The 20,621-nt window shown below is 48.8% G+C and carries 17 protein-coding genes; 7 read left to right on the top strand and 10 right to left on the bottom strand.

Translation table 11 applies throughout. The features are described from left to right. The first annotated feature begins 97 nt into the window (after positions 1-97). Positions 98-1,333 carry a DNA-processing protein DprA gene (gene dprA / locus AABA11_RS00255; protein WP_338264469.1) on the top strand — a complete coding sequence of 412 codons (1,236 nt, stop codon included), beginning with the start codon at positions 98-100 and terminating at the stop codon, positions 1,331-1,333. 15 nt (positions 1,334-1,348) lie between these two features. On the opposite strand, the gene AABA11_RS00260 is transcribed toward dprA, so the two are convergent. Beyond that, entirely contained in the window at positions 1,349-1,768 is a 420-nt protein-coding gene (locus AABA11_RS00260) for an RNA-binding S4 domain-containing protein (RefSeq protein WP_265729568.1), read from the bottom strand. Between the two features lie 44 nt (positions 1,769-1,812). Between AABA11_RS00260 and cysQ the strand changes: the two genes are divergently transcribed. Beyond that, entirely contained in the window at positions 1,813-2,661 is an 849-nt protein-coding gene (cysQ, locus tag AABA11_RS00265) for a 3'(2'),5'-bisphosphate nucleotidase CysQ (protein WP_338264472.1), read from the top strand. A 29-nt stretch (positions 2,662-2,690) separates the two neighbouring features. Here cysQ and AABA11_RS00270 read toward each other — a convergent pair whose 3' ends face one another. Beyond that, positions 2,691-3,293: a TetR/AcrR family transcriptional regulator gene (locus tag AABA11_RS00270; protein WP_338264474.1), complete on the bottom strand. Its 603-nt coding sequence runs from the start codon at positions 3,291-3,293 to the stop codon at positions 2,691-2,693. A gap of 122 nt (positions 3,294-3,415) precedes the next feature. Here AABA11_RS00270 and fabF point away from each other — a divergent pair, with 122 nt between their 5' ends. Further along, positions 3,416-4,684: a beta-ketoacyl-ACP synthase II gene (gene fabF, locus AABA11_RS00275; protein ID WP_338264476.1), complete on the top strand. Its 1,269-nt coding sequence runs from the start codon at positions 3,416-3,418 to the stop codon at positions 4,682-4,684. Positions 4,685-4,777: 93 nt separating this feature from the next. On the opposite strand, the gene AABA11_RS00280 is transcribed toward fabF, so the two are convergent. From AABA11_RS00280 to AABA11_RS00295, 4 genes are all read right to left on the bottom strand, one after another. Beyond that, entirely contained in the window at positions 4,778-6,100 is a 1,323-nt protein-coding gene (locus AABA11_RS00280; protein WP_338264477.1) for a TRAP transporter large permease, read from the bottom strand. Further along, entirely contained in the window at positions 6,097-6,651 is a 555-nt protein-coding gene (locus AABA11_RS00285; RefSeq protein WP_338264479.1) for a TRAP transporter small permease subunit, read from the bottom strand. Before AABA11_RS00285 ends, AABA11_RS00280 begins: the two co-directional genes overlap by 4 nt. A gap of 79 nt (positions 6,652-6,730) precedes the next feature. Continuing rightward, entirely contained in the window at positions 6,731-7,759 is a 1,029-nt protein-coding gene (locus tag AABA11_RS00290) for a TRAP transporter substrate-binding protein (protein ID WP_265729573.1), read from the bottom strand. A 398-nt stretch (positions 7,760-8,157) separates the two neighbouring features. Continuing rightward, entirely contained in the window at positions 8,158-10,047 is a 1,890-nt protein-coding gene (locus AABA11_RS00295) for a methyl-accepting chemotaxis protein (RefSeq protein ID WP_338264481.1), read from the bottom strand. A gap of 409 nt (positions 10,048-10,456) precedes the next feature. Between AABA11_RS00295 and AABA11_RS00300 the strand changes: the two genes are divergently transcribed. Further along, entirely contained in the window at positions 10,457-11,395 is a 939-nt protein-coding gene (locus AABA11_RS00300; protein WP_265729575.1) for a LysR family transcriptional regulator, read from the top strand. A 152-nt stretch (positions 11,396-11,547) separates the two neighbouring features. Then, positions 11,548-12,534, top strand: coding sequence for a TRAP transporter substrate-binding protein (locus AABA11_RS00305; RefSeq protein ID WP_338264483.1), 987 nt, complete (start codon positions 11,548-11,550; stop codon positions 12,532-12,534). Positions 12,535-12,602: 68 nt separating this feature from the next. Here AABA11_RS00305 and gabT read toward each other — a convergent pair whose 3' ends face one another. Together gabT and AABA11_RS00315 are read right to left on the bottom strand one after the other, a co-directional pair. After that, a complete protein-coding gene (gabT, locus tag AABA11_RS00310) occupies positions 12,603-13,880 on the bottom strand; it encodes a 4-aminobutyrate--2-oxoglutarate transaminase (protein ID WP_338264485.1) in 1,278 nt (425 codons plus the stop codon). Positions 13,881-13,976: 96 nt separating this feature from the next. Further along, the gene (locus tag AABA11_RS00315) at positions 13,977-15,443 is read right to left on the bottom strand and encodes an NAD-dependent succinate-semialdehyde dehydrogenase (RefSeq protein ID WP_338264486.1); all 1,467 of its coding nucleotides are present in this window, start codon (positions 15,441-15,443) and stop codon (positions 13,977-13,979) included. Positions 15,444-15,820: 377 nt separating this feature from the next. Between AABA11_RS00315 and AABA11_RS00320 the strand changes: the two genes are divergently transcribed. Continuing rightward, on the top strand, positions 15,821-16,498 hold the full coding sequence (locus AABA11_RS00320) for a GntR family transcriptional regulator (RefSeq protein WP_338264488.1): 678 nt from the start codon (positions 15,821-15,823) through the stop codon (positions 16,496-16,498). Positions 16,499-16,641: 143 nt separating this feature from the next. Continuing rightward, positions 16,642-18,156 carry an aldehyde dehydrogenase (NADP(+)) gene (locus tag AABA11_RS00325; RefSeq protein WP_338264490.1) on the top strand — a complete coding sequence of 505 codons (1,515 nt, stop codon included), beginning with the start codon at positions 16,642-16,644 and terminating at the stop codon, positions 18,154-18,156. 83 nt (positions 18,157-18,239) lie between these two features. Here AABA11_RS00325 and AABA11_RS00330 read toward each other — a convergent pair whose 3' ends face one another. After that, a complete protein-coding gene (locus tag AABA11_RS00330) occupies positions 18,240-19,256 on the bottom strand; it encodes an Ldh family oxidoreductase (RefSeq protein ID WP_338264492.1) in 1,017 nt (338 codons plus the stop codon). A gap of 61 nt (positions 19,257-19,317) precedes the next feature. Next, positions 19,318-20,571: an NAD(P)/FAD-dependent oxidoreductase gene (locus AABA11_RS00335; protein WP_338264494.1), complete on the bottom strand. Its 1,254-nt coding sequence runs from the start codon at positions 20,569-20,571 to the stop codon at positions 19,318-19,320. Positions 20,572-20,621 lie beyond the last annotated feature (50 nt).

Consider the following 20,621-nt stretch of genomic DNA (forward strand, 5'->3'; position numbering starts at 1 on the left):
ACTTCATAGCCACAGACTATGCGTAGATGGCTTTGTGTTTTTTAGACTCGTTTGGGCAAGGAATGCCCGATAAATACCCACAAGGAAGCTGCTTATTATGCCCACTGCTAACGCCACGGGGTTGTCGTCGACGGATTGGTTGTGCCTGAGTTTTTTGGAAGGCATTGGCCCATCACGACTATCCCGTCTTTGTACTTACCTCGGTCAATTGAACCAACCGCCGTCATTGAGCCTCAAGCATCATTCGGATAGCTTGTCTTTGTTTGATGATTCCACGTCAGCCGACACCATCACTTATGATTTGCTAATAGCGTTAAAATGGCCGCCCATTACGGCTCGCCAAGCGATGGCGTATTTGTCGGATGGAAGCCTTACCAAAGAGCAAGAAACCAAGCGTGATGACACCTTAATGTGGTTAGCGGAGAGTCACCATCATCTTGTTCGCCAAGAAGACGACACTTACCCAGAGGCGCTGAAAGAGATCGGTGTTGCCCCTGCATTTTTGTATGTGAAAGGCCAGTGTGACGTATTGGCATTGCCAAAAATAGGCATCGTTGGCGCCCGAAAATGCACTCGTCATGGACGCGATGCCACGTTTCAATTTGCTGAGCAATTGTCGTCACGGGGGATTTGTGTGGTGAGCGGTGGTGCCATGGGCGTAGATACGGCGGCTCACCAAGGCGCGTTGCACAGCAAAACAACACCCACCATTGCGGTCATGGGAACGGGTTTGCAGCATGTCTATCCCAATCACAATCGTGGATTATTTGAAGACATACTTGCCCAAGGCGGAGCCTTGATAAGTGAATACCCACTAACGACCAGCCCTCGCCCTCACCTTTTTCCGCCACGCAATAGAATCATCAGCGGGTTGAGTATGGGCGTATTGGTGGCGGAGGCATCGATCAAAAGCGGCTCCTTGATCAGCGCCAGTTATGCTATCCAGCAAAACCGAGAAGTCTTTGCCATGCCTGGGCGATTGACGGATCCTCAGTCGGAAGGCTGTCACCAATTACTCCGCCAAGGTGCGACTTTGGTGCGTCATGTAGACGATATTTTAGCGGAGTGTTCGCCTTCGTTAACGGCGTATGATCAAGACAAAATGCCTTCTGCTTCAGCGTCGTTGCATGCTTCCTATCATGCCTTGCCGGAGTCGTCCTCCAGTGACGCCAAAGCGCTGGCCATATTAATGGAGAAGGACGGAGCGCCGATGGATTTTGATGCCTTGATTCGCCAAAGTAACCTGGATGCAGGCATTATGATGCAGGTGTTAATGGAGTTGGAATTGTCAGGCTGCGTGGAAAATCGAGAAGGCCTTTATGGTCGTATTTGACCGACCTTCTTGTATTTATTCTATGCCGCTAAAGATGTCTTTTTTAAGCTGCTTGATATCGCGACGTTCTTTTTTGTTTGGCTTGTGGTCGGACATGATACGGCCACCAAAGGACTTGTTTTCGAGGGCGCGTTTTTCACGTTTTGCAATCGACTCTGGTGTTTCCTCGTAAAGCAATTGCGCTTCGGGGGCACCACGGCGTTGTTCGCTGATGGCTTTGATTTCGACGACTCTTTCATCCCAGCCGAGACGAATGCCAATTAAGGCGCCAATTTCCACATTTCGGCTGGCTTTGCCTTTGCTGCCGTTGTAAGACACCTTGCCACCATCAATGGCGTCTTTACAAAGTGAACGAGTTTTATAAAAACGTGCGGCCCAAAGCCACTTATCTAAACGAACGGCTTGTGGTGCCGACTGCTTTTCTGGTTTACTCATAAAGAATGCGTTGACCCTATTCTGTTGTCATATTTGAGGCTGTTATGCAGGACGTTAGTAGACACCCAATTTTCCAAGCTCTTCAAAAAATAATACACGATGCTGCCGACGCGATCATGGATATTTATCAACGCGCCGATTTGGGTATCGAGCAAAAAAAAGATGATAGTCCTGTTACGGCGGCTGACCTTGCGGCTCATAAGGTCATTCTAGCAGGTTTGCAAACACTTACACCTGACATTCCAGTGTTGTCTGAAGAAGGTGTGGTGGCGTTCGAAGAACGCTCTAATTGGCCCATGTTATGGATCGTCGATCCTCTGGATGGCACCAAAGAATTCATTAAGCGCAATGGTGAATTTAGCATCAACATCGCGTTAGTGGAAAACGGCGCGCCGATTCTTGGCGTGGTGTATTTGCCGACCACAACGGAAGGCTATTTTGGTGTCACCAAAGCGTGGCAAGATTTACCTGTTGGCGCGGTAAAATGGCAAGGTGATGAATACGAAAGCATCAATGTTCGTGAACCGCGTGAACCCATTATTGCCATGACAAGCCGTAGCCACGGCCCTGCGCTTCCTGCGTCATTGAAAAACAAATTGAAACTGACGTACGAACAAGTTCGAGAACTCCCAAAAGGCAGCTCAATAAAAGGCTGCCGAATTGCCGAAGGGATTGCCGATTTGCATCTACGCCGCGGCCCGACCAGCGAATGGGACACCGCCGCTCAGCAAGCCATCATTGAAGCCGCTGGCGGAATGCTCGTTACTCCGGAGGGTAAACCGTTTCGATATAATCAAAGAGAGACCCTACTCAATGGTCACTTTTTTGTATCGGGTGCAGAACTTGCCCCGTTTGTAATGAATTGGTATTTAGAAAATGAGGAAGAAGAGTAACGATTACTCTGCTTCCCAGACCATTTCCATCAAGATGTATAAGTCAGCGGACGATTCATTCCGCTGTTAAGACGATGAATAATGCGCGCCTGCGCTCGCTTGATGAAATCCCTTTGCATCGGCTGAGTGAAAGATCGCGCGATGGCAACCGTTCCTACCAGCGAAACGACGGTTTCTTCCGCTAAGACATCCGCCTCTTCACTGCCACGTTTTTTTAAAATCGTCGCCAGTCGTTCTACTAAGCTGTCAAAGCAAGCTTGATAGGCTTGGCGTACTTTCTCTTCTTTATGCGCCGCATCCGTGACTAAGAACTCCAAAGGCGATGGATGATCTTTGTCGTTTTTAGTCCAGCTCAAATACCTCGCGACTAAGGCTTTTAAGTGTGTTTCTTTGTTCTCGGTTTGCTTGTCGTCCCGCGCCCAAAATGCATTCGATGTGGCGAATTGCATCGCGGCTTCGTACAGGCTGCTTTTCCCCGGAAAGTGGGCATATAAGGCGCCGTGGGTCATGTTGGCCTTCTTCATGATTTGAGTCAGCGTGACGCGATCAAAACCATGGGAGCAAAATAACTTGGCGGCCGCTTGCAAAATTCGCTGGCGAGTTTGTTCTTTGTGTTGTGGCGTATAGGGCATAACGAAGCTCCTGAACGGATAGTAAACCCATTATACAAGGGTGTTTAAATATTATCTTGATCATATAAAGACTCACTCTAGCATGGCTCTTTTCTTTCTGCTGAAATTAAAGAGGATGAACCATGTCGCTTAAAGAGCGTATTGTGATAACAGGAATGGGCATTGTCTCGCCATTGGGCGTAGGTGTCGCATCGGTTTGGGACCGTTTGATTCGCGGTGAATCCGGTGTTCGTGCCCTACTAATGGAAATGACTGAAGGGCTTTCAACCCATATTGCCGGTCAAGTCCCCAGCCATCACGAGCAAGACAACGGTTTAGATGAATCGGACTATCTGTCCCCTAAAGATCGTAAACGTGTAGATCTGTTTACCTTATTTGCTTTGGCTGCCGCCGAAGAAGCGTTAACCCAAGCCAATTGGCGACCTACAACGGCGGAAGACCAAGAAGCCACTGCCACCATCATTGCAACAGGCATTGGTGGCTTGCCGACCATCACGCATGCGCACTCTATTTTGAAGGAGCAAGGCGCTCGACGTTTGTCGCCTTTCACGGTTCCTGCGTTTCTTGCCAATCTAGCAGCGGGTAACGTTTCGATTAAATACGGTTTTAAAGGGCCGATTGGCACACCAGTAACCGCGTGTGCAGCGGGTGTACAAGCGATTGGTGACGCAATGCGTCTGCTGCGTACGGGAGAAGCGAAAGTGGCTCTAGCGGGCGGTACCGAAGCCTGTATCGATCCCTTGTCTTTGGCGGGCTTTGGTGCTTTGAAGGCATTGTCTACACGCAATGATGACCCAGCAAAAGCGTCTCGTCCTTTTGATAAAGACCGTGAAGGTTTTGTCATGGGCGAAGGCGCTGGCTTGGTCGTACTAGAAACCCTTGAACATGCGCTAGCACGAGGCGCGACACCATTGGCAGAGATCGTTGGCTATGGCACCAGTGCGGATGCTTACCATCTGACATCGGGGCCAGAAAGTGGCGAAGGTGCGGCTCGCGCTATGCAAACGGCGCTCAACATGGCAGGTATTTCGTCTGATCAGATTGGCTATGTGAATGCTCATGCGACATCGACGCCTGTTGGGGATCGTGGGGAGATTAATGCCCTACGCCGTGTGTTTGGTGAAAAAGTCACAGACGTAGCAATATCTTCGACGAAATCGGCGACGGGTCATTTGCTTGGTGCGGCCGGTGGCGTGGAAACCATTTTCAGTGCTCAGGCGCTAATGTCAGGTATCTTGCCTCCGACGCTCAACCTTGAAAATCCAGAAGACACCATGGCCGATTTGGATCTTATCCCATTGGTTTCACGTGAAAAAAGTGTCGATTATGTTCTGTGTAATGGCTTTGGTTTTGGCGGTGTAAACGCAGCGATTATCTTGAAGCGTTATTAACCTACGTAAACCACCGAGCAAACTGAAATAAAAAAGGCGACTCCATTGGAATGAGTCGCCTTTTTATTGTTGTGCTGCTAAAAGGTATTGGCTTTAACCATCCATTAGTTGGCTAGGTAACCAAGTAACCAATTCTGGGAACATCATCACGATGACAAGAACCAAGAGTTTTAACAGTACAAAGGGTAGGATAGATTTGTAGATATCCAACATGGTGATGCCCGGAGGCGCAATGCCTTTTAGGTAGAACAAGGCAAAACCATAAGGCGGCGTTTGTACGGCGATCTCAATGTTAAGAATCATTAAGATACCAAACCAAATTGGATCGTAGCCAAGCGACACAGCAATAGGTGTGAAGATAGGCGCACACATTAGGACGATGATAAATTCATCGATAATGAAGCCCAGCAATAACATGATCAATTGGAACAACATGATGACGACAATCGGTGGTAAACCCAAATCTTGGGTGAAACCCGCAACCATGTTTTGAACGCCCATCAGCAAATGGAAGTTACTGAACACGGACGCGCCAACAATAATCCACATCGCCACACTGACCAGCAATGCGGCTTGCATCCCCGCTTTTTGTACCATACGTGGCTTGAAGCGCTTAAAGAAAATCGCCAGAACAATCGCGCCAACGACACCGATAGCACCAGATTCTGTTGGTGTCGCAATGCCCATGATAATGCTACCAAGTACGGCAACGATCAGCAGCAGAGACAACAAACCGTCACGCGCGGTGAGGAATTTTTCTTTTGGCGTTGGTTGAACTTCTGGCACTACATCCATCGGCGCGCGCTTTGGGTTCAACTTACAGGAAATCACCACATAAGCGATCAGCAAAATGATGGTGATCAGCGCTGGAATCAAGGCACCGATAAACATGCGCCCTACGGAGTTTTGTGTAGACGATGCAAACATGATCATTGGAATGCTAGGTGGAATCAAAATCCCTAAGCCGCCGCCAGCCATAATAACGCCAAGTGCGAGGCGTTTATCGTAGCCACGTTCCAACATAGGACGCAGTGCGATACTGCCAGACGTCATGATACCTGCGCCAATGATACCCACCATGGCACCAATCATCGAACATACCACGATGACGCTAATCGCCAATGAACCGCGCACACGGCCGATGAGCATTTGACTCGCGGCGAACATAGCGTCGCCAATACCAGAGCGAGTGAGCAATTGCCCCATGTAAATGTACAAAGGGATAGCCAACAGAATAAAACTGAAATGGGTGGATTCTAGGGTGGTCGGAATGACATTAAAGAGCGCATCGCCCCAAGTCATGTAACCTATGCCCATGGCGATACCGCCAAGCGCCAAACCAACAGGCGCACCTAAGGCAAACGACGCGATGATGCAGGCAAAGAGAATGCCTGTTAATAATTCAATGCTAATCATTGTGCGCTTTCCTCTTGTTCGGACGGTGCTTTTGGCAACAAAGGTTTGCCAGTAATGGCTTGGTGTAAGGAATCAATCCAATCGCTGGAAAGCTGTAAAATAAGCAGCACGCTGGCAATGGCCATCATTAACCAATAATGATGCATGTGCGGAGCCCATTCACTTTGACGTCGATAGTTAAACTGGAGCGCTTCTTCAAACTTACCTATGCTCATTTTGCAAACGATCACCATGAAGAACATGGCAAGGGCGAATGAAAATAGGTTAAATATGCTTTTCGTCCGAGCTGAAACTTTGTTGTAAAGGATATCCACATTGATGTGAGCGCGTTGCTGTTGAGCATAAGCACCGCCTAATGCCGCAATATAGCCAAAGATAAATAAAGAGGTGTCGTAGGCCCAAATAGTCGGGCTGTCTAAGAGGTAACGAGAGAAAACCTCGAACGCCACGACAAAGGCTAATACTGGCATAAGATAGGAAACGGAATTCCCAATGAAAGCCACCAACGCGTGGACTCCAAGACAATAGCGCCTAATCGCAGTCATTATCATTGTTTTGTACCTGTCAGGATGAATCGGAAAAGTAAAACGGCCTTCTTAATGAAGGCCGTTTTAGTTATTGCTGAGTCAATTATTTCTGTTCTTTGCGTAGAACGTCAATCAACTCTTTGCTGTATTTGTCTGCAGCGGCGTACTCATCCCAAAGTTTAGAACCCGCGTCTTTCCATGCGGCTTTGTCGGCAGCACTTGGCTCAGGGCTCCACTGAAGACCTTTTGCTTCCATGTCGGCAACGGCTTCAGATTCCCAAAGTTTAGACTTGGTCATTTGCTCTTGTGCGTGAACCGTTGTTGCGGCTTTTACAATCGCTTGTAGGTCAGCTGGCAGTTTGTTCCAAGCGCTTTGGTTTACGATAATAGGTAACACTTGTGCGCCAGCTAGTGGAAGTGGGTACATGTATTTCGCTACTTCAACGTGGTTGCCGTCGCGGTGATCGATCATGTTAGATCCGATAGAACCGTCGATTACACCAGTAGATAAAGACGTGTAAATTTCAGACCAAGCAAGTGACACCGGAGAAGCGCCTAGGTTGCGAAGGAACTTACCGTATGCGCCTGGTGCACGAATTTTCAAACCTTGGAAATCAGCAACAGAGTTGATTGGCTCTTTAGTGATAACGTAAACCGCTGGCTGAATGTAAGGGTCAAGCCAAACTAGACCTTGTTCGCCGTACGCTTTTTTAAGGATTGGCGCCCAGCCTTTTTGTTGGAACAAGGTTGTCAGTTCACCAACGTCGCTTGTGCCACCTGGTAGACCGATCTCAACCAAGCCTGCTGGCAGTTCGCCTGCGTTCAAAGATTGGAAAGTCGCACCCATGGTGATTAGGCCTGTTTTCACGGCACCAAAAATACCAGAAGAACCCACACCTTCACCATCGTACAATACTTGTACTTTGATGCGGCCGTCAGACATAGTCTCAATGTTTTTTGCCAAATCTTCGTACACAGCACCGAAGGCAGAGCCACGACTGTATAGGTTGGCAAAGCGCCAGTTATAGTCAGCGGCCTGAGCGGCGGAAGAAGCCATTACGCCAAGACCTAAAGTGACTGCTAGAGAACTCGCCACCAATCGTTTTTTTACTTTTAGTATCGTATTAATCATTGAGCTACCTCGAGAGCAAAAAGTGCATAAAAAGATCACGTCTGACTGACGCGATAACTTGTGTTCGATACTTTCAAAAAGGCTTCGTGCGTTAAAGCACGCAAAATCTATCTAAAGTTTTGTGGGTATCAAACAATCAAAAAATTCAAAAGCCCTTAAAAATCAGGCTACTAAGGGAAATGGCCGCACTCAAATTGCGCGCAACGCACAATATTGGTGCAAGTTAATGTTGAAGGTGGCTCATCAATAACGTGACGTTATTTTATCTATAATGTTGAAAACGTGCACTTTTTTTACCTTTTTAGAGAAACGACCGTTCTCCTCGAACAATACGGCAAGCCCGCACCAATTTTGTGCGGGATTTTGCTCGATAGCGAGTCTGCTCCTAAAAAGTCGCTCTATGCGACGTCAAAGCCTTGTATCTGGTTCGCCAATTCTTTTGTTTGGTGGTGAACATTTTTATTGGCCATCTGAATTGACTGGGTTGCAATGTGATTGTCTTTGATGTCGTGAGCGATGATGTCCATGTCTTGCGCCATCTGTGCCGTCGTCAGAGCCACCTCATGGATCGCTTGGGTGATTTCTTGCGTGTTGTTCATTGCTTCTAGGGTGTTTTTCTCGATTTGATGAATGGTGATGACCGCGTGTTCGCCTTGTTCCTTGCTGCGTTCTACTTTGGTTAAACTTAGGTTCATGGCATCGATAACCGCTTGGGTTTCTTTTTGAATGTTTTCCACTTTTGCCGTGATATCACCGGACGCTTTCACGGTTTGTTCGGACAAGGTTTTTACCTCGTCAGCCACAACGGCAAAGCCCCGCCCTGCTTCACCGGCGCGAGCGGCTTCAATCGCTGCGTTTAACGCCAGCAAACTGGTTTGTTCGGCAACACCGACGATAAGTTCGATGACGACGTCAATTTCTTTCGACAGCGCTCCCAATCGTGCCACGCGCTCATTGGTGTCTTGAATGGTACTCGCCACATCACTGATGCTGGACATGGCGTCGCGCATAACATTGACCCCGCTGGTCGCCGATTCATACGCGAGGTTCGCCACACTTTGAACCGCTTGCGTCATGGTTTGTACCGTGTCGGCGGTCGCTGAAATTTCTTCTGTCGAAGCGGCTAAGGTGTTGCTGCGATCTCGAATGCGTTCGCTGCCGCTGACAATGATTTGAATGCCACTGTCTAATTCATCCGCACTGATGACCAGCTTCTCGTTGCTGCTCACCAAGTGGCCAATCAATAAACGCAAATCGTGGGACATTTGATTGGTGGCAATAAATAACTGCTGGAACTCGTCAGGTTTTTGGTTTGGTAGATGTTGTGGACGAGGTCGGAGTTTGCCTTGCGCCACCTCATTTAGTACCACTAAGACAGCGTTCAAATTACGGTTCAAAGAGCGAATTACGGTCGTCAGCACAAGGCCGATGGCCAGTGCCAGCAAAATACAAGCAATCACCAATGACTGTCTGGCTTGTTGAGCCGTTTCTAAGGATTGAGCTTGAGCATTGGCGAGTAAGGTGTTCTGCAAATACGCCGCACTTGCGTCCATGGACTGAGTGTATTGATTGCTTAATAAGGCCAATGTTTTATGTTGCGCTTGGATTTTAATGGACAGCGCGATCACGGGGGACAAGGCGTCTTCATAGGTCTGGATCATAGGGTTAAATACGTCGCCGAAGCCGATGTTATCGACGTTTGTTTTTAGGGCTTGGATAGCGGACTGCAGTGCGACTTGATGTTCGGCATCGCTGTAAGCTAGGAAGTCTTTTTCCTTGGTTCTGACTTCTTTAAAACTGGATGCAAAACTTGCTAAGGCTTTGAGCTGTTCCGCAAGCGCGTGTGCCGATTGATTCAGTGCGCCTAACAGCCCTTGTTCACTGCTTAGACCCAATTCGATGAGGTCTTGCACGTTACTTTCGAGCGCAGACAAGTATTCTGGTTGTAAGGTTTGGCTGGTCGCTAAGAGCGCCTTGCCTTTTTGGTCTATCAAGTCCTCTTGAATGGAAAAACCAGCCGCTGTGTTTTGCTTGATGGTGTCCAATGTGTGCTGGAGAAGGTCAACATTGGCGGGCGACAAGGCCGCCATTTCTCGCTCAAACTTCAGAAAGGCGATCTCGACTTCTTTGACCTGGGTCGTCAGACGATTTAATTCACTGGCGTTATTTGACGCGCTGGAAATTTGGGACAAGTTATAAACCGAATACGCCCCGAATCCCGCGTAGCCCACGCTGACAAGTACAACGATAGCAATCAGCTTTTGACGAACAGATAACGCAATAGGCATAGCAATCCCCTGTGGATCCTTTTCTACGACAAAAAAAGCCTGTTCATCTCATCAAGACAAACAGGCCAAAAAAACGAGCTGGAAGAACAACATTCAGACGAGCAGTCAGCCTGAATTTGTAAGGTATAACCAAGCGGCTACCGCTTATCTGGGAGATTAAGCAGCGCAACCATTCATTCGCTGCTTGCGTGGTAACCGACCTTTGTAACCATAAAGAAGCAGAAAGAGGGATGAAAGTGGAATAAATCAATGTAAAGTTAGAGAATCAACGAACTAAATTACGACAGTCATTTATAACGGTGCGGCGGACAGTCGTCGTATCATAGCCATTACGTGTATCGCGCAAACGAATATTGGTTTCATAGCTTCGTAAGAATAAAATGCATGTCGGTACGGATGGAGAAAGGCAATGAATGTACAAAACTATTCGCTGGGTCAGGTCGGTGATTATGAAATTAAGCAGCTAAAAGTCTTTAAAACGGTCGTGGATTGCGGTGGCTTTTCGGCGGCTGAAACCTCTCTGAACATTGGTCGATCAACCATCAGCCTGCATATTTCCAATCTAGAAGCGCGCTTAAACCTTGTACTGTGTAAACGTGGACGCGGCGGTTTTTCTCTGACAGAAGAAGGCGTCATTATTTACAAAATGACTGAAAACCTTCTGGAATCACTGGATGCGTTTCGCACGACAGTAAACAACTTAAATGCCAGCCTCACCGGCAAACTGCGTCTTGCTCTTTCCGACAAAGTCAGCCTTGACCCTCGTAGCCATTTCCCTGAATTGATTCAACGTTTCTCTACCGAAGCCCCAGAAGTCCTGATCACCACCAACGTGTCTTCGATGTCCAATATCGAACGCATGATATTGAACGACGAAGCCGACATTGGGTTCATTCCCTATCATCGTAAGTTGGACGGCTTAAGCTACGTGCATTTATACAGCGATGACTGCTACCTTTATTGCGGTAAAGATCATCCTTTAGCGACGATGTCAGTGGCAGACCAAGAAGTGCAAGCGGATCAGTTCCCAGCAACTCATGCCGGTTTAAAGCCACACGAAGCGGTCAGTGAACAAATTTCGCAAATGAATTTAACGGCAATTTCGTATTTCTACGACAGTCGCCTAGCACTGATTTTATCGGGTCGATACATAGGATTCTTGCCTAAGCTCTACGCTGAACCGTATGTCACATCGGGAAAAATAGTTGCTGTCGCGCCAGAGCAACGCTCCTACACGCTCGGTGTGGCCGTGATTTGCAAGAAAACCACGCAACCCAATAAACCCCGTGAACTGTTTCTCAAGGTATTGCGTCAAACGGTCGAAGAGTTGATGGTCGCTCCGTATTGAGCGCAGATCAGTATGGCGACTTTGTTGATCCGGATCAGAACCAAAACGCTGAATGACGATCTATACTTTAAATGCTTCTTTGCTTCTTTGCTTCTTTGCTTCTTTGCTTCTTTGCTTCTTTGCTTTCATGTGCGAATAAACAGGCGACTATTATGAAAAAAGTACTCGTGTTGGCGTCCGCTTTACTCACTGCGTTATCAGCCAATGCCTCGTCAGTAAGCGTGGCGTTGGATACGGCTCCAGACAGAGAGAATTCGGGAACATATCGCTATGTTGATAATTTACTTCAATCCTTGAATGATAAGGGCTGGCAAACCGAATCTTATCCGCGCAATTCTGTGGGCGACGAAAGTACGCGCCTTAATAAAGTTCGCGCTGGGACGCTGGATATCTCTATGTCCCAGTATTCCTCAGCGGCGCAATTTGTGCCTGAAATGCAGGTTTTGCAACTCCCCTATACATTTATCAATACAGACCACCAATACAATTTTTTCATCAACAGTGGCTATTTAGACAGTATAAACCGTCGTTTGAGCAGTGAAGGATTGCGTGTATTGGCGGTGATTCCAACGGGAGCCTTCTTGGGGATTTTCAATAACGAGCACCTAGTGAAAACCGTTGCTGACATGTCTGGGTTACGAATGAGGGCACTGGATACGAATCAGCTGACTATTTTTCAAATGATGGGCGCATCGGGGGTATTGATTCCGTTTTCTGAAGTACCGAATGCGTTGCGTCTTGGTATTGCCGATGGCTACTTAAATGCGTCTCCCGTTCCGATCATCTTTAAACACACGGAATTACTGAAATATTTCACCGATGCTAAAGTGATGATGTCCGCACGCCTCGTCTTAGCGTCGCAATATTGGTGGGACAATTTGACCAAGGAGGAAAAAGCGCAATTTTCTGCGTCGTCAATTGAGGCACAAAAGGACGTTTTCCAATGGGTGAATCAGTCTGAAGAAGCCCACCACAAAGCATTAATGGCGGCTGGCATGGAGGTTTATCACCCCACAGAAGAGGATTTGCTGACTTTCAAATCGGCGGTGGCAACCATGAACCAAAAGGTCAAAGGCGTGCCGTTTGAACGTGTTGTGTTGCTGCAAAAAATGGTCAGTGATTACCGACCCAACAACTAGCCTGTGATAAAAATGAAAACGCCGCGCTGGGTTTCCAGCGCGGCGTTTTTTATTGCCTTCAGGACGGTTTAAACAAGCTCTTTGAAGCAGCGTTTAAAGATGTCCATGCCTTCGTCAATGATGTCCATTTCGATGGTTAACGCAGGTAGGAAACGAATAACGTTACCGCGAATACCACAAGACAATAAAACTAAGCCGTTTTCAGCGGCTTTGGCCGATAATTTCTTAGCAAGCTCTGGGTACGGCTTGTTCACATCGCCATCGTGAACGAATTCGACCGCGATCATCGCGCCCGCATTACGTACTTCGCCAATGATCTGTGGGTACTCCGCTTGCATTTCTTTCAGGTGCTTAACGAAGTGAGCGCCCACTTCCACGGCGCGGTCGCACAGTTTCTCTTCTTCAATCACATCAAACACCGCAAGACCGGCTGCACAACCCACCGGAGAACCGCCGTAAGTGCCACCTAGACCGCCAGGAATGGGGGCGTCCATAATGTCTGCTTTACCGACAACGGCGGCAATTGGGAAACCGCCCGCGATGCCTTTCGCCGCCGTCATCAAGTCCGCTTCAATGCCCGCTTGTTCGTGGCAGAACATAGTACCTGTTCGGGCAAAGCCCGCTTGGATTTCATCCAAAATCAACAACATGCCGTGCTCGTCACACAATGTACGAAGCTTTTGTAGGAAGCTGGCAGACGCTTGGTAGAAACCGCCCTCACCTTGTACTGGCTCAATGATAATCGCCGCAACGCGAGACGCTTCGATATCGCACGTAAAGCGCATTTGAAGATCAGCAAGTGCTTGTTCTTCAGTGATTCCTAAGTAGTCATTTGGGTAAGGAACATGGAAAATATCGCTTGGGAAAGGACCAAAGCCGATTTTGTAAGGGTTTACTTTACCCGTAAGACCCATGGTCATGTTGGTACGGCCGTGGAAGCCACCGTTGAACGCGATGATGCCTGGACGACCCGTGTAAGCACGCGCGATTTTTACGCAGTTTTCAACGGCTTCAGCGCCCGTTGTTACGAAGATCGATTTTTTCGGCGTGTTACCTGGCGCCGCTGCGTTTAGCTTTTCCGCCAAAGCAACAGCAGATTCGTATGGGCTAACCATCACGCAAGTGTGTGTAAAGCGTTCAAGTTGCGCTTGTACGGCCGCTTTCACTTTAGGGTGATTATGGCCTGTGTTTACGACGGCGATACCAGCACCAAAATCGATATGGCGTTTGCCTTCCACGTCCCAAATTTCTGCATTGACGGCACGGTCAACGTAAACGGGAGCCATGTTGCCTTGGCCACGAGCGATCGCACTTTCTTTGCGTTTTTGTAGATCAGCGTTGTTCATTTGTTTTTCACCTTTTGAGCGTGTTCTTTGTTTGGGTTTTAAATGTCTTAAGCGTTAAAAGTCGTTTTGCTTAGTTGTTCATCTCAATAGGAAAAACTACGCTAATCCGCCCATGCACAAGTATTTGATTTCAACGTATTCGTCGATGCCGTATTGCGAACCTTCACGGCCACTGCCGGACTCTTTCACACCGCCGAATGGTGCCACTTCACTGGAAATAATCCCCTCGTTGATACCCACCATGCCGTACTCCAAGGCTTCTGATACACGCCAAATACGACCTAGATTTTGGGAATAGAAGTACGATGCCAAGCCAAATGGGGTATTGTTTGCCATGGCAACGGCTTCGTCTTCGGTTTTAAACTTAAACAAGGGTGCAACAGGACCAAAAATCTCATTAGAGAAGATGTCCATGTCTTCAGTAACACCAGTTAAAATTGTCGGTTCGAAAAACTGAGCGCCCGCCGCAGAGGCTTTTGATCCACCGATTAAGGCTTTCGCGCCTTTTGCTACCGCGTCACCAACAAGTTGCTCTACTTTGCTGATCGCAGCGGGATTGATCAGTGGGCCAATGTTGACGCCTTCTGCAAAACCGTCGCCTGTTTTAAAGGTTGCTACGCGTTTTGCTAATTTTTCAGCAAAAGCATCGTACACGCCTTCTTGAACCAAAATTCGGTTTGCGCAAACACAGGTTTGGCCAGCGTTACGGTATTTAGAAGCAATCGCGCCTTCGACAGCGGCGTCTAGATCAGCATCATCAAACACGATGAAAGGTGCGTTGCCACCTAGCTCCATTGACGTGCGTTTTACCGTTTGCGCGCACTGAGACAGCAATAATTTACCCACAGGCGTAGAACCGGTGAAAGACAACTTACGCACTGTTGGATGGCCGGTTAATACACCACCAATGGCTTTCGCGTCTTTACCAACCACCACGTTCAATACGCCGGCTGGAATGCCTGCCTGATGTGCCAGTTCAGCTAGTGCCAAGGCGCACAAAGGCGTTTCGTCAGACGGTTTGATAACAATCGCACAACCTGCCGCCAACGCGGGGCCGGCTTTACGTGTGATCATGGCAATTGGGAAGTTCCAAGGCGTGATGGCCGCCACAACGCCGATGGGTTGCTTGATGGTCAAAACGCGCTTGTCTTTAGCAAACGTCGGAATCACATCACCGTTTAAACGGCGTGCTTCGTCGGCAAACCAGTCAATGAAAGACGCACCATAAGCCACTTCGCCTTTGGCTTCGGCAAACGGTTTGCCTTGCTCTAATGTCATTAAGGTCGCCAGGTCGTCTTGGTTGTCCAGAATCAGCTGGTTCCAACGACGCAATAACGTCGCACGTTCTTTGGCCGTGCGGCCTTGCCATTCTTTCTGTGCTTTTTCAGCCGCTTCAACGGCGTTGGTTGTCTCTTCTGCCCCTAAATCGGCAACGTCAATCAGGTGTTCGCCATTCGCTGGGTTAGTAATGGCGAAGGTCTTGCCAGATTTAGCATCAACCCATTCACCACCAATGTACGAGTGGCTTTTGAGTAAAGAGGGCTGAGATAGTACTGCTTTCATAAGGTACTCCAGACTTGGCTGAATAAGGATCGTTAGTTAAGAACTGCGTTTATTAACTTAGCACTTTTAATATCAATCGATAGTAGGCAATGACAACAGTTTGAAAAATGAGAAGCTATCAACTCAATGTTTGATGGTGTTCAAACATTGTGAAAGGCGTCTTATTTCATTGCGATAAAACCATCATGTTATAGGGATTTTGTGCGATGACACGGGCTGTGTGAAATACCCCCGTGTAGGTATAAACACATCGGCCAAGGGAATTGAGCAGAAAAGCGTGGCTTTCGTCGTCATTAAGCGATTTTTGAGTATAATACGGTCATTATTTGCCGTGCTGTTTGGCCAATAAAAACAGCCTACTAGAACTAAGAGAGGGTATGAAATTGGCACAAAAAAGAGCGGTTGTTCGCCAAAGTTTGCCTGATGTTATTGTGGCGGATCTGCGTAAACGCATTCTGAGTGGTGACTTAGAAGAAGGCACCTTGATCCGTCAAGAGCTGCTCGCCGAGGAATACGATGTGTCGCGTATGCCAGTTCGAGAAGCGCTAAAACGTCTGGATTCAGAAGGGCTGGTGGTTTTCCAAAACAATCGCGGTGCGACCGTTACTAAACATTCAATGGACGAAATTGCGGAAATTTTTGATGTCCGCATTATGCTCGAAGTGGATCTTTTTCAACGTTCTATCCCCAACATGACCGAGGCGCATTTTGCCGAATGCGAAGCAATACTAGAGTCGATGGATGTGTCTTACAAAACCGGTAATATTGCGGATTGGGGGCCTCTTAACGCCACGTACCATGGCAAACTCTATGAAGCCGCTGGGCGTCATTTGACCGAAGTGTTGTTAGCAAGAGTGACCTTGCAAGCCAACCGTTACGTCAGTATGCACATCGACAAATTAGACAACCGCGATAATGCCAGTCTCGACCACCACCGGTTGCTTGAACTGGCACGCCAACGTGACGTAGCCAGTGCAACAGAGCAACTACGCCGTCATTTGGTGAATACCAAAGACCAAGTCATGGCACTGGTAAAACAAACCCGCACGTCATAATTCAACTCTCTGTTCCATTCTTTGCTTTTGATGGCGGGGCTATAGGTGGTCTTGTCATCGGCGCAAAAATAGTGAACAATTGACTCAGTTAAAATTGGATACAAAATACAAATATAACCGATTCATTAAAAAACGAGGGTTTCATGACTTTTACTCCCCACGGAAAACACTTAATTGCTGGTCAATGGGTAAGCTCAGAGCAGCAGTTTCAGTCCTCCCCAGCGCACGGTGCTGCTTATTCTTTTTCAAAGGGTACGGTTGACCAAGTTAATACAGCGGTCACGGCAGCAGAAGGCGCTTTTTATGAATACAGTGGACTGTCACGTGAAAAACGCGCGGCCTTTTTACACGCCATTGCGGACGAAATTGACGCTCGTGGTGATGCCATTACCGCAATCGGCACTTCCGAAACTGGCCTACCAGAAGCCCGTTTGCAAGGCGAGCGAGGCCGTACTTGTGGCCAGTTGCGTTTGTTTGCTCAGCATATTTTGGATGGTGACTATTTAGATCGCCGCCATGACCAAGCCTTGCCAGATCGACAGCCATTACCACGCGCTGAACTGCGTTTGATGCAGCGACCGATTGGCCCTGTTGCGGTGTTTGGCGCATCCAACTTCCCTCTTGCCTTTTCGACAGCGGGGGGCGATACCGCTTCGGCGTTAGCGGCAGGCTGTCCTGTTGTGGTGAAAGGCCACAGTGCTCACCCTGGAACGGGTGAGATCATAGCGGAAGCCATTCATGCCGCGATGAAAGCATGCGCCATACCAGCGGGGGTTTTCAGTTTAATTCAAGGCGGTAGCCGTGATGTGGGCACCGCATTGGTAACGCACCCACTGATTAAAGCGGTTGGTTTTACGGGATCCTTGGCGGGTGGACGAGCCCTATTCGATTTGTGTGCGGCGCGCCAAGAGCCCATTCCTTTCTTTGGTGAGCTCGGCTCCGTCAACCCTATGTTCTTGTTTCCTAATGCCGTTTCACAGCGTGGCGAAGCATTGGCAAAAGGCTGGGCGGGTTCATTAACCATGGGCGCGGGTCAGTTCTGTACGAATCCGGGGATTGCGGTTCTATTAGCGGGATCGGACGCTGACACATTTGTATCCGCAACGAAAGAAGCTTTATCAACTGTACCTTCTCAAACCATGCTAACGGAAGGGATCGCCGAAGCGTATCGTGTTGGGCAACAGCGCATTGCCGCCAGCGCTGGTGTACGCGAAGTGCTTTCGACCAGCTGTGATTTGCGCAATGCAACGCCCTATTTGTACACCACCACAGCGACCGAATGGTTGGCCAATGAAGATCTAGCCGAAGAAGTGTTCGGCCCGTTGGGAGTTGTGGTGTTGGCGGACAGTGTGGATGATATGTTGAACGTCGCGAAACACTTACAAGGTCAGCTTACCTGCACGTTGCACCTAGACGATGCCGACGTCGAAACGGCTCAGGCCTTCATGCCAGTGTTAGAACGCAAAGCGGGGCGAATATTAGCCAATGCGTTTCCTACTGGTGTCGAAGTGTGTGACACCATGGTGCATGGCGGCCCTTACCCTGCCTCAACAAACTTTGGGGCGACATCGGTGGGCACAATGGCCATTCGTCGTTTCTTGCGTCCTGTGTGTTTCCAGGACATTCCAGCGGCGTTATTGCCTGCTGATTTGCGTTAACAAGGGCGCTTCCTTGGGCGAAAAAAAAGCGGTCTTGGTCTCCCAATGCCGCTTTTTGTTTACCCCTTTCATTCTTTAGCGCGCTATTTTTTCAGTTTGAGCAAATCGTCGTACAGTGCCCGTGGAATCTCGAGTGCGTTGCGCTCTAAGTTGAACGCCTGTGCGGCTTGACGACGTTGAGATGGCAAACGCGCGCCTTGGTCGATCACATCGGCAAACAGGCGTTCTGCGCGGTCATTGTTTTCTGCTACGCGACCTCCGCTGAGCATGTTTGGGTCAAAGGCGAGAATGATTTCACCGTGATACGGTGCTTCTGGCTTGCCTCCGGCTGCTTCCATGCTCTCTTTGCTGGTTAGGTCATCAATTAATGGCCCTGCCATTAATTCAATCATCAGCGACAACGCCGACCCTTTGTGTCCACCAAACGTCAACATCGCGCCGTTCATTGCGGCTTCCGCGTCTGTGGTGGGATGACCGTCTTTGTCGATGGCCACACCTTCGGGCAACGGCTTACCGGCACGGCGGTACAGTTCAATTTCACCTCTTGCGAATTGGCTGGTGGCGAAATCAAAGGTAAACGGCGCTTTGCCAGCCCGCGGCCAACTAAAAGCAAAAGGATTGGTTCCCAATAAACCGCGCTTACCGCCAGCAGGTGCTACCCAAGCATGACTTGGCAACATGGCCATGCCTGCTAAGCCTGCTTCAGAGAGCATTTCCACTTCAGGCCAAAGTGCCGAGAAGTGGAAGCAGCGATTAATGGCCAACGCGGCGACCCCGTTCTTCTTTGCTTTTTCGATTAACAATGGCATGGCGGCTTTCATGGCCAACAATGAAATACCGTCGTTTGCGTCTGCCCGCACGACAGAGGGGCCAGTATCCGTAATGATCGGAGTCGCTGTCCCACTGGCGCGCCCCGACCTAATGCTCTCGGCACACATAAACAAACGATACAAACCATGGGAATGACAATCGCCTAATTGATTGGTGTAAATAATATCGGTAATGGCTTGAGCATGAGCGTCATTGAAGCCATTGCTGGTAAGCACAGAATTACTTAACTCACGGACTTCTTCCAAGCTCAGTGTAATGTTGTCGCTCATTTGGTCTCCCTAATTTTTATAAAACGCCATGGTTTGATGCAAACGATATCATGGGGCTGCGTTATTTGAAGCGTTGTGCACGGTAAGCCTCTATTGGGATACTCGGCGCTTTTTCGTTAATTAATTCGGCCACCAGTTCTGCGGTGCCTGCAGATTGGGTAAGTCCCAAATGCCCATGCCCAAACGCATAAACGATACGTGTTGATTGGCTGGCGTAGCTAATGACGGGCAAACTGTCTGGCATGGAAGGCCGAAATCCCATCCATTGCACGCCGTTTTCAGTGTTTAACCCGGGTAAAAATTTCGCCGCTTTATCCAATAGCACTTTTGAACGCTGGTAGTTTGGTGGCAGCTCTAAGCCCCCCAGCTCTACCGCGCCTCCCACTCGTACCCCGTCACCGGCTTTGGTGACGACAAAACCGTGATTGCTAAAGGTAATGTGAGTTTTTAAATCAAATGCACCCGCTGGTAAGGTGGTGTTGTACCCTCGTTCGGTATCCAGCGGAATGCTGTCCCCTATTTGCTGGGCTAACGATTTCGACCAAGCGCCTGCCGCCAGCACCACATGACCGACTTCATAGCTGTGTTCCTGAGTGGAGACGACGACGTCATGATCACGGTGTTTGACGGTCATGACTTGAGCGATCTGTATAGCGCCTCCCAGACGGCAAAAGTGATCGGCTAAATGCTCTGTCCAAGTTTTAGGGTGGACGACGTTTTTCCATTCTGGGGTAAAGCCTGCATGGGTAAAGCGCGGATCGATACCTGGCTGGATGTTGGCGATGGCTTCAGGGCTTTCCAATAACTCAAATTGTACGCCATGCGATTTACGTATTTGCCAGCTTGGCAAGGCAGCCTTGAATTCTGCTTCACCTTCATAAAGCTGCAATTGCCCTTCTCGACGGATAAGATGCTCGCCACTCACCCCTTGGATCTGGCGTTCTAACGCGGCTTTTGACAGTTCCATCAAGTCGGCTTGGGCTTTAAGCGCCGCAGCATAGCGGTCTTTCCAACTAGCGCGCCAGAAATGCAGCATCCAAGGTATGATCTTGAACGCATAAGCCGGACGAATGGATAAAGGCCCCAGTGGGTCCAGTAACCATTTTGGGGCTTTGCGCATAATCCCGGGAGTGGCTAATGGAATCACATCGGCAAAGGCAAACGCACCCGCATTGCCTGCGGAGGTTTCTGCGGCGACGCCTTTACTGTCTAGCACCAGAACTCGCTTACCTTCTTGTTGCAGCTTTAACGCACTGCTGATGCCGATAATACCGGCACCAATGACGATTACGTCGTACATAGGTGAATCACTCACAGCCAATCTCAACGAGAAAAATCCGATACAAAAACGATTAACCGTGTGCC

Origin of the sequence: Marinomonas pontica (assembly GCF_036322735.1) — a bacterium.
GTDB classification, from domain to species: domain Bacteria; phylum Pseudomonadota; class Gammaproteobacteria; order Pseudomonadales; family Marinomonadaceae; genus Marinomonas; species Marinomonas pontica.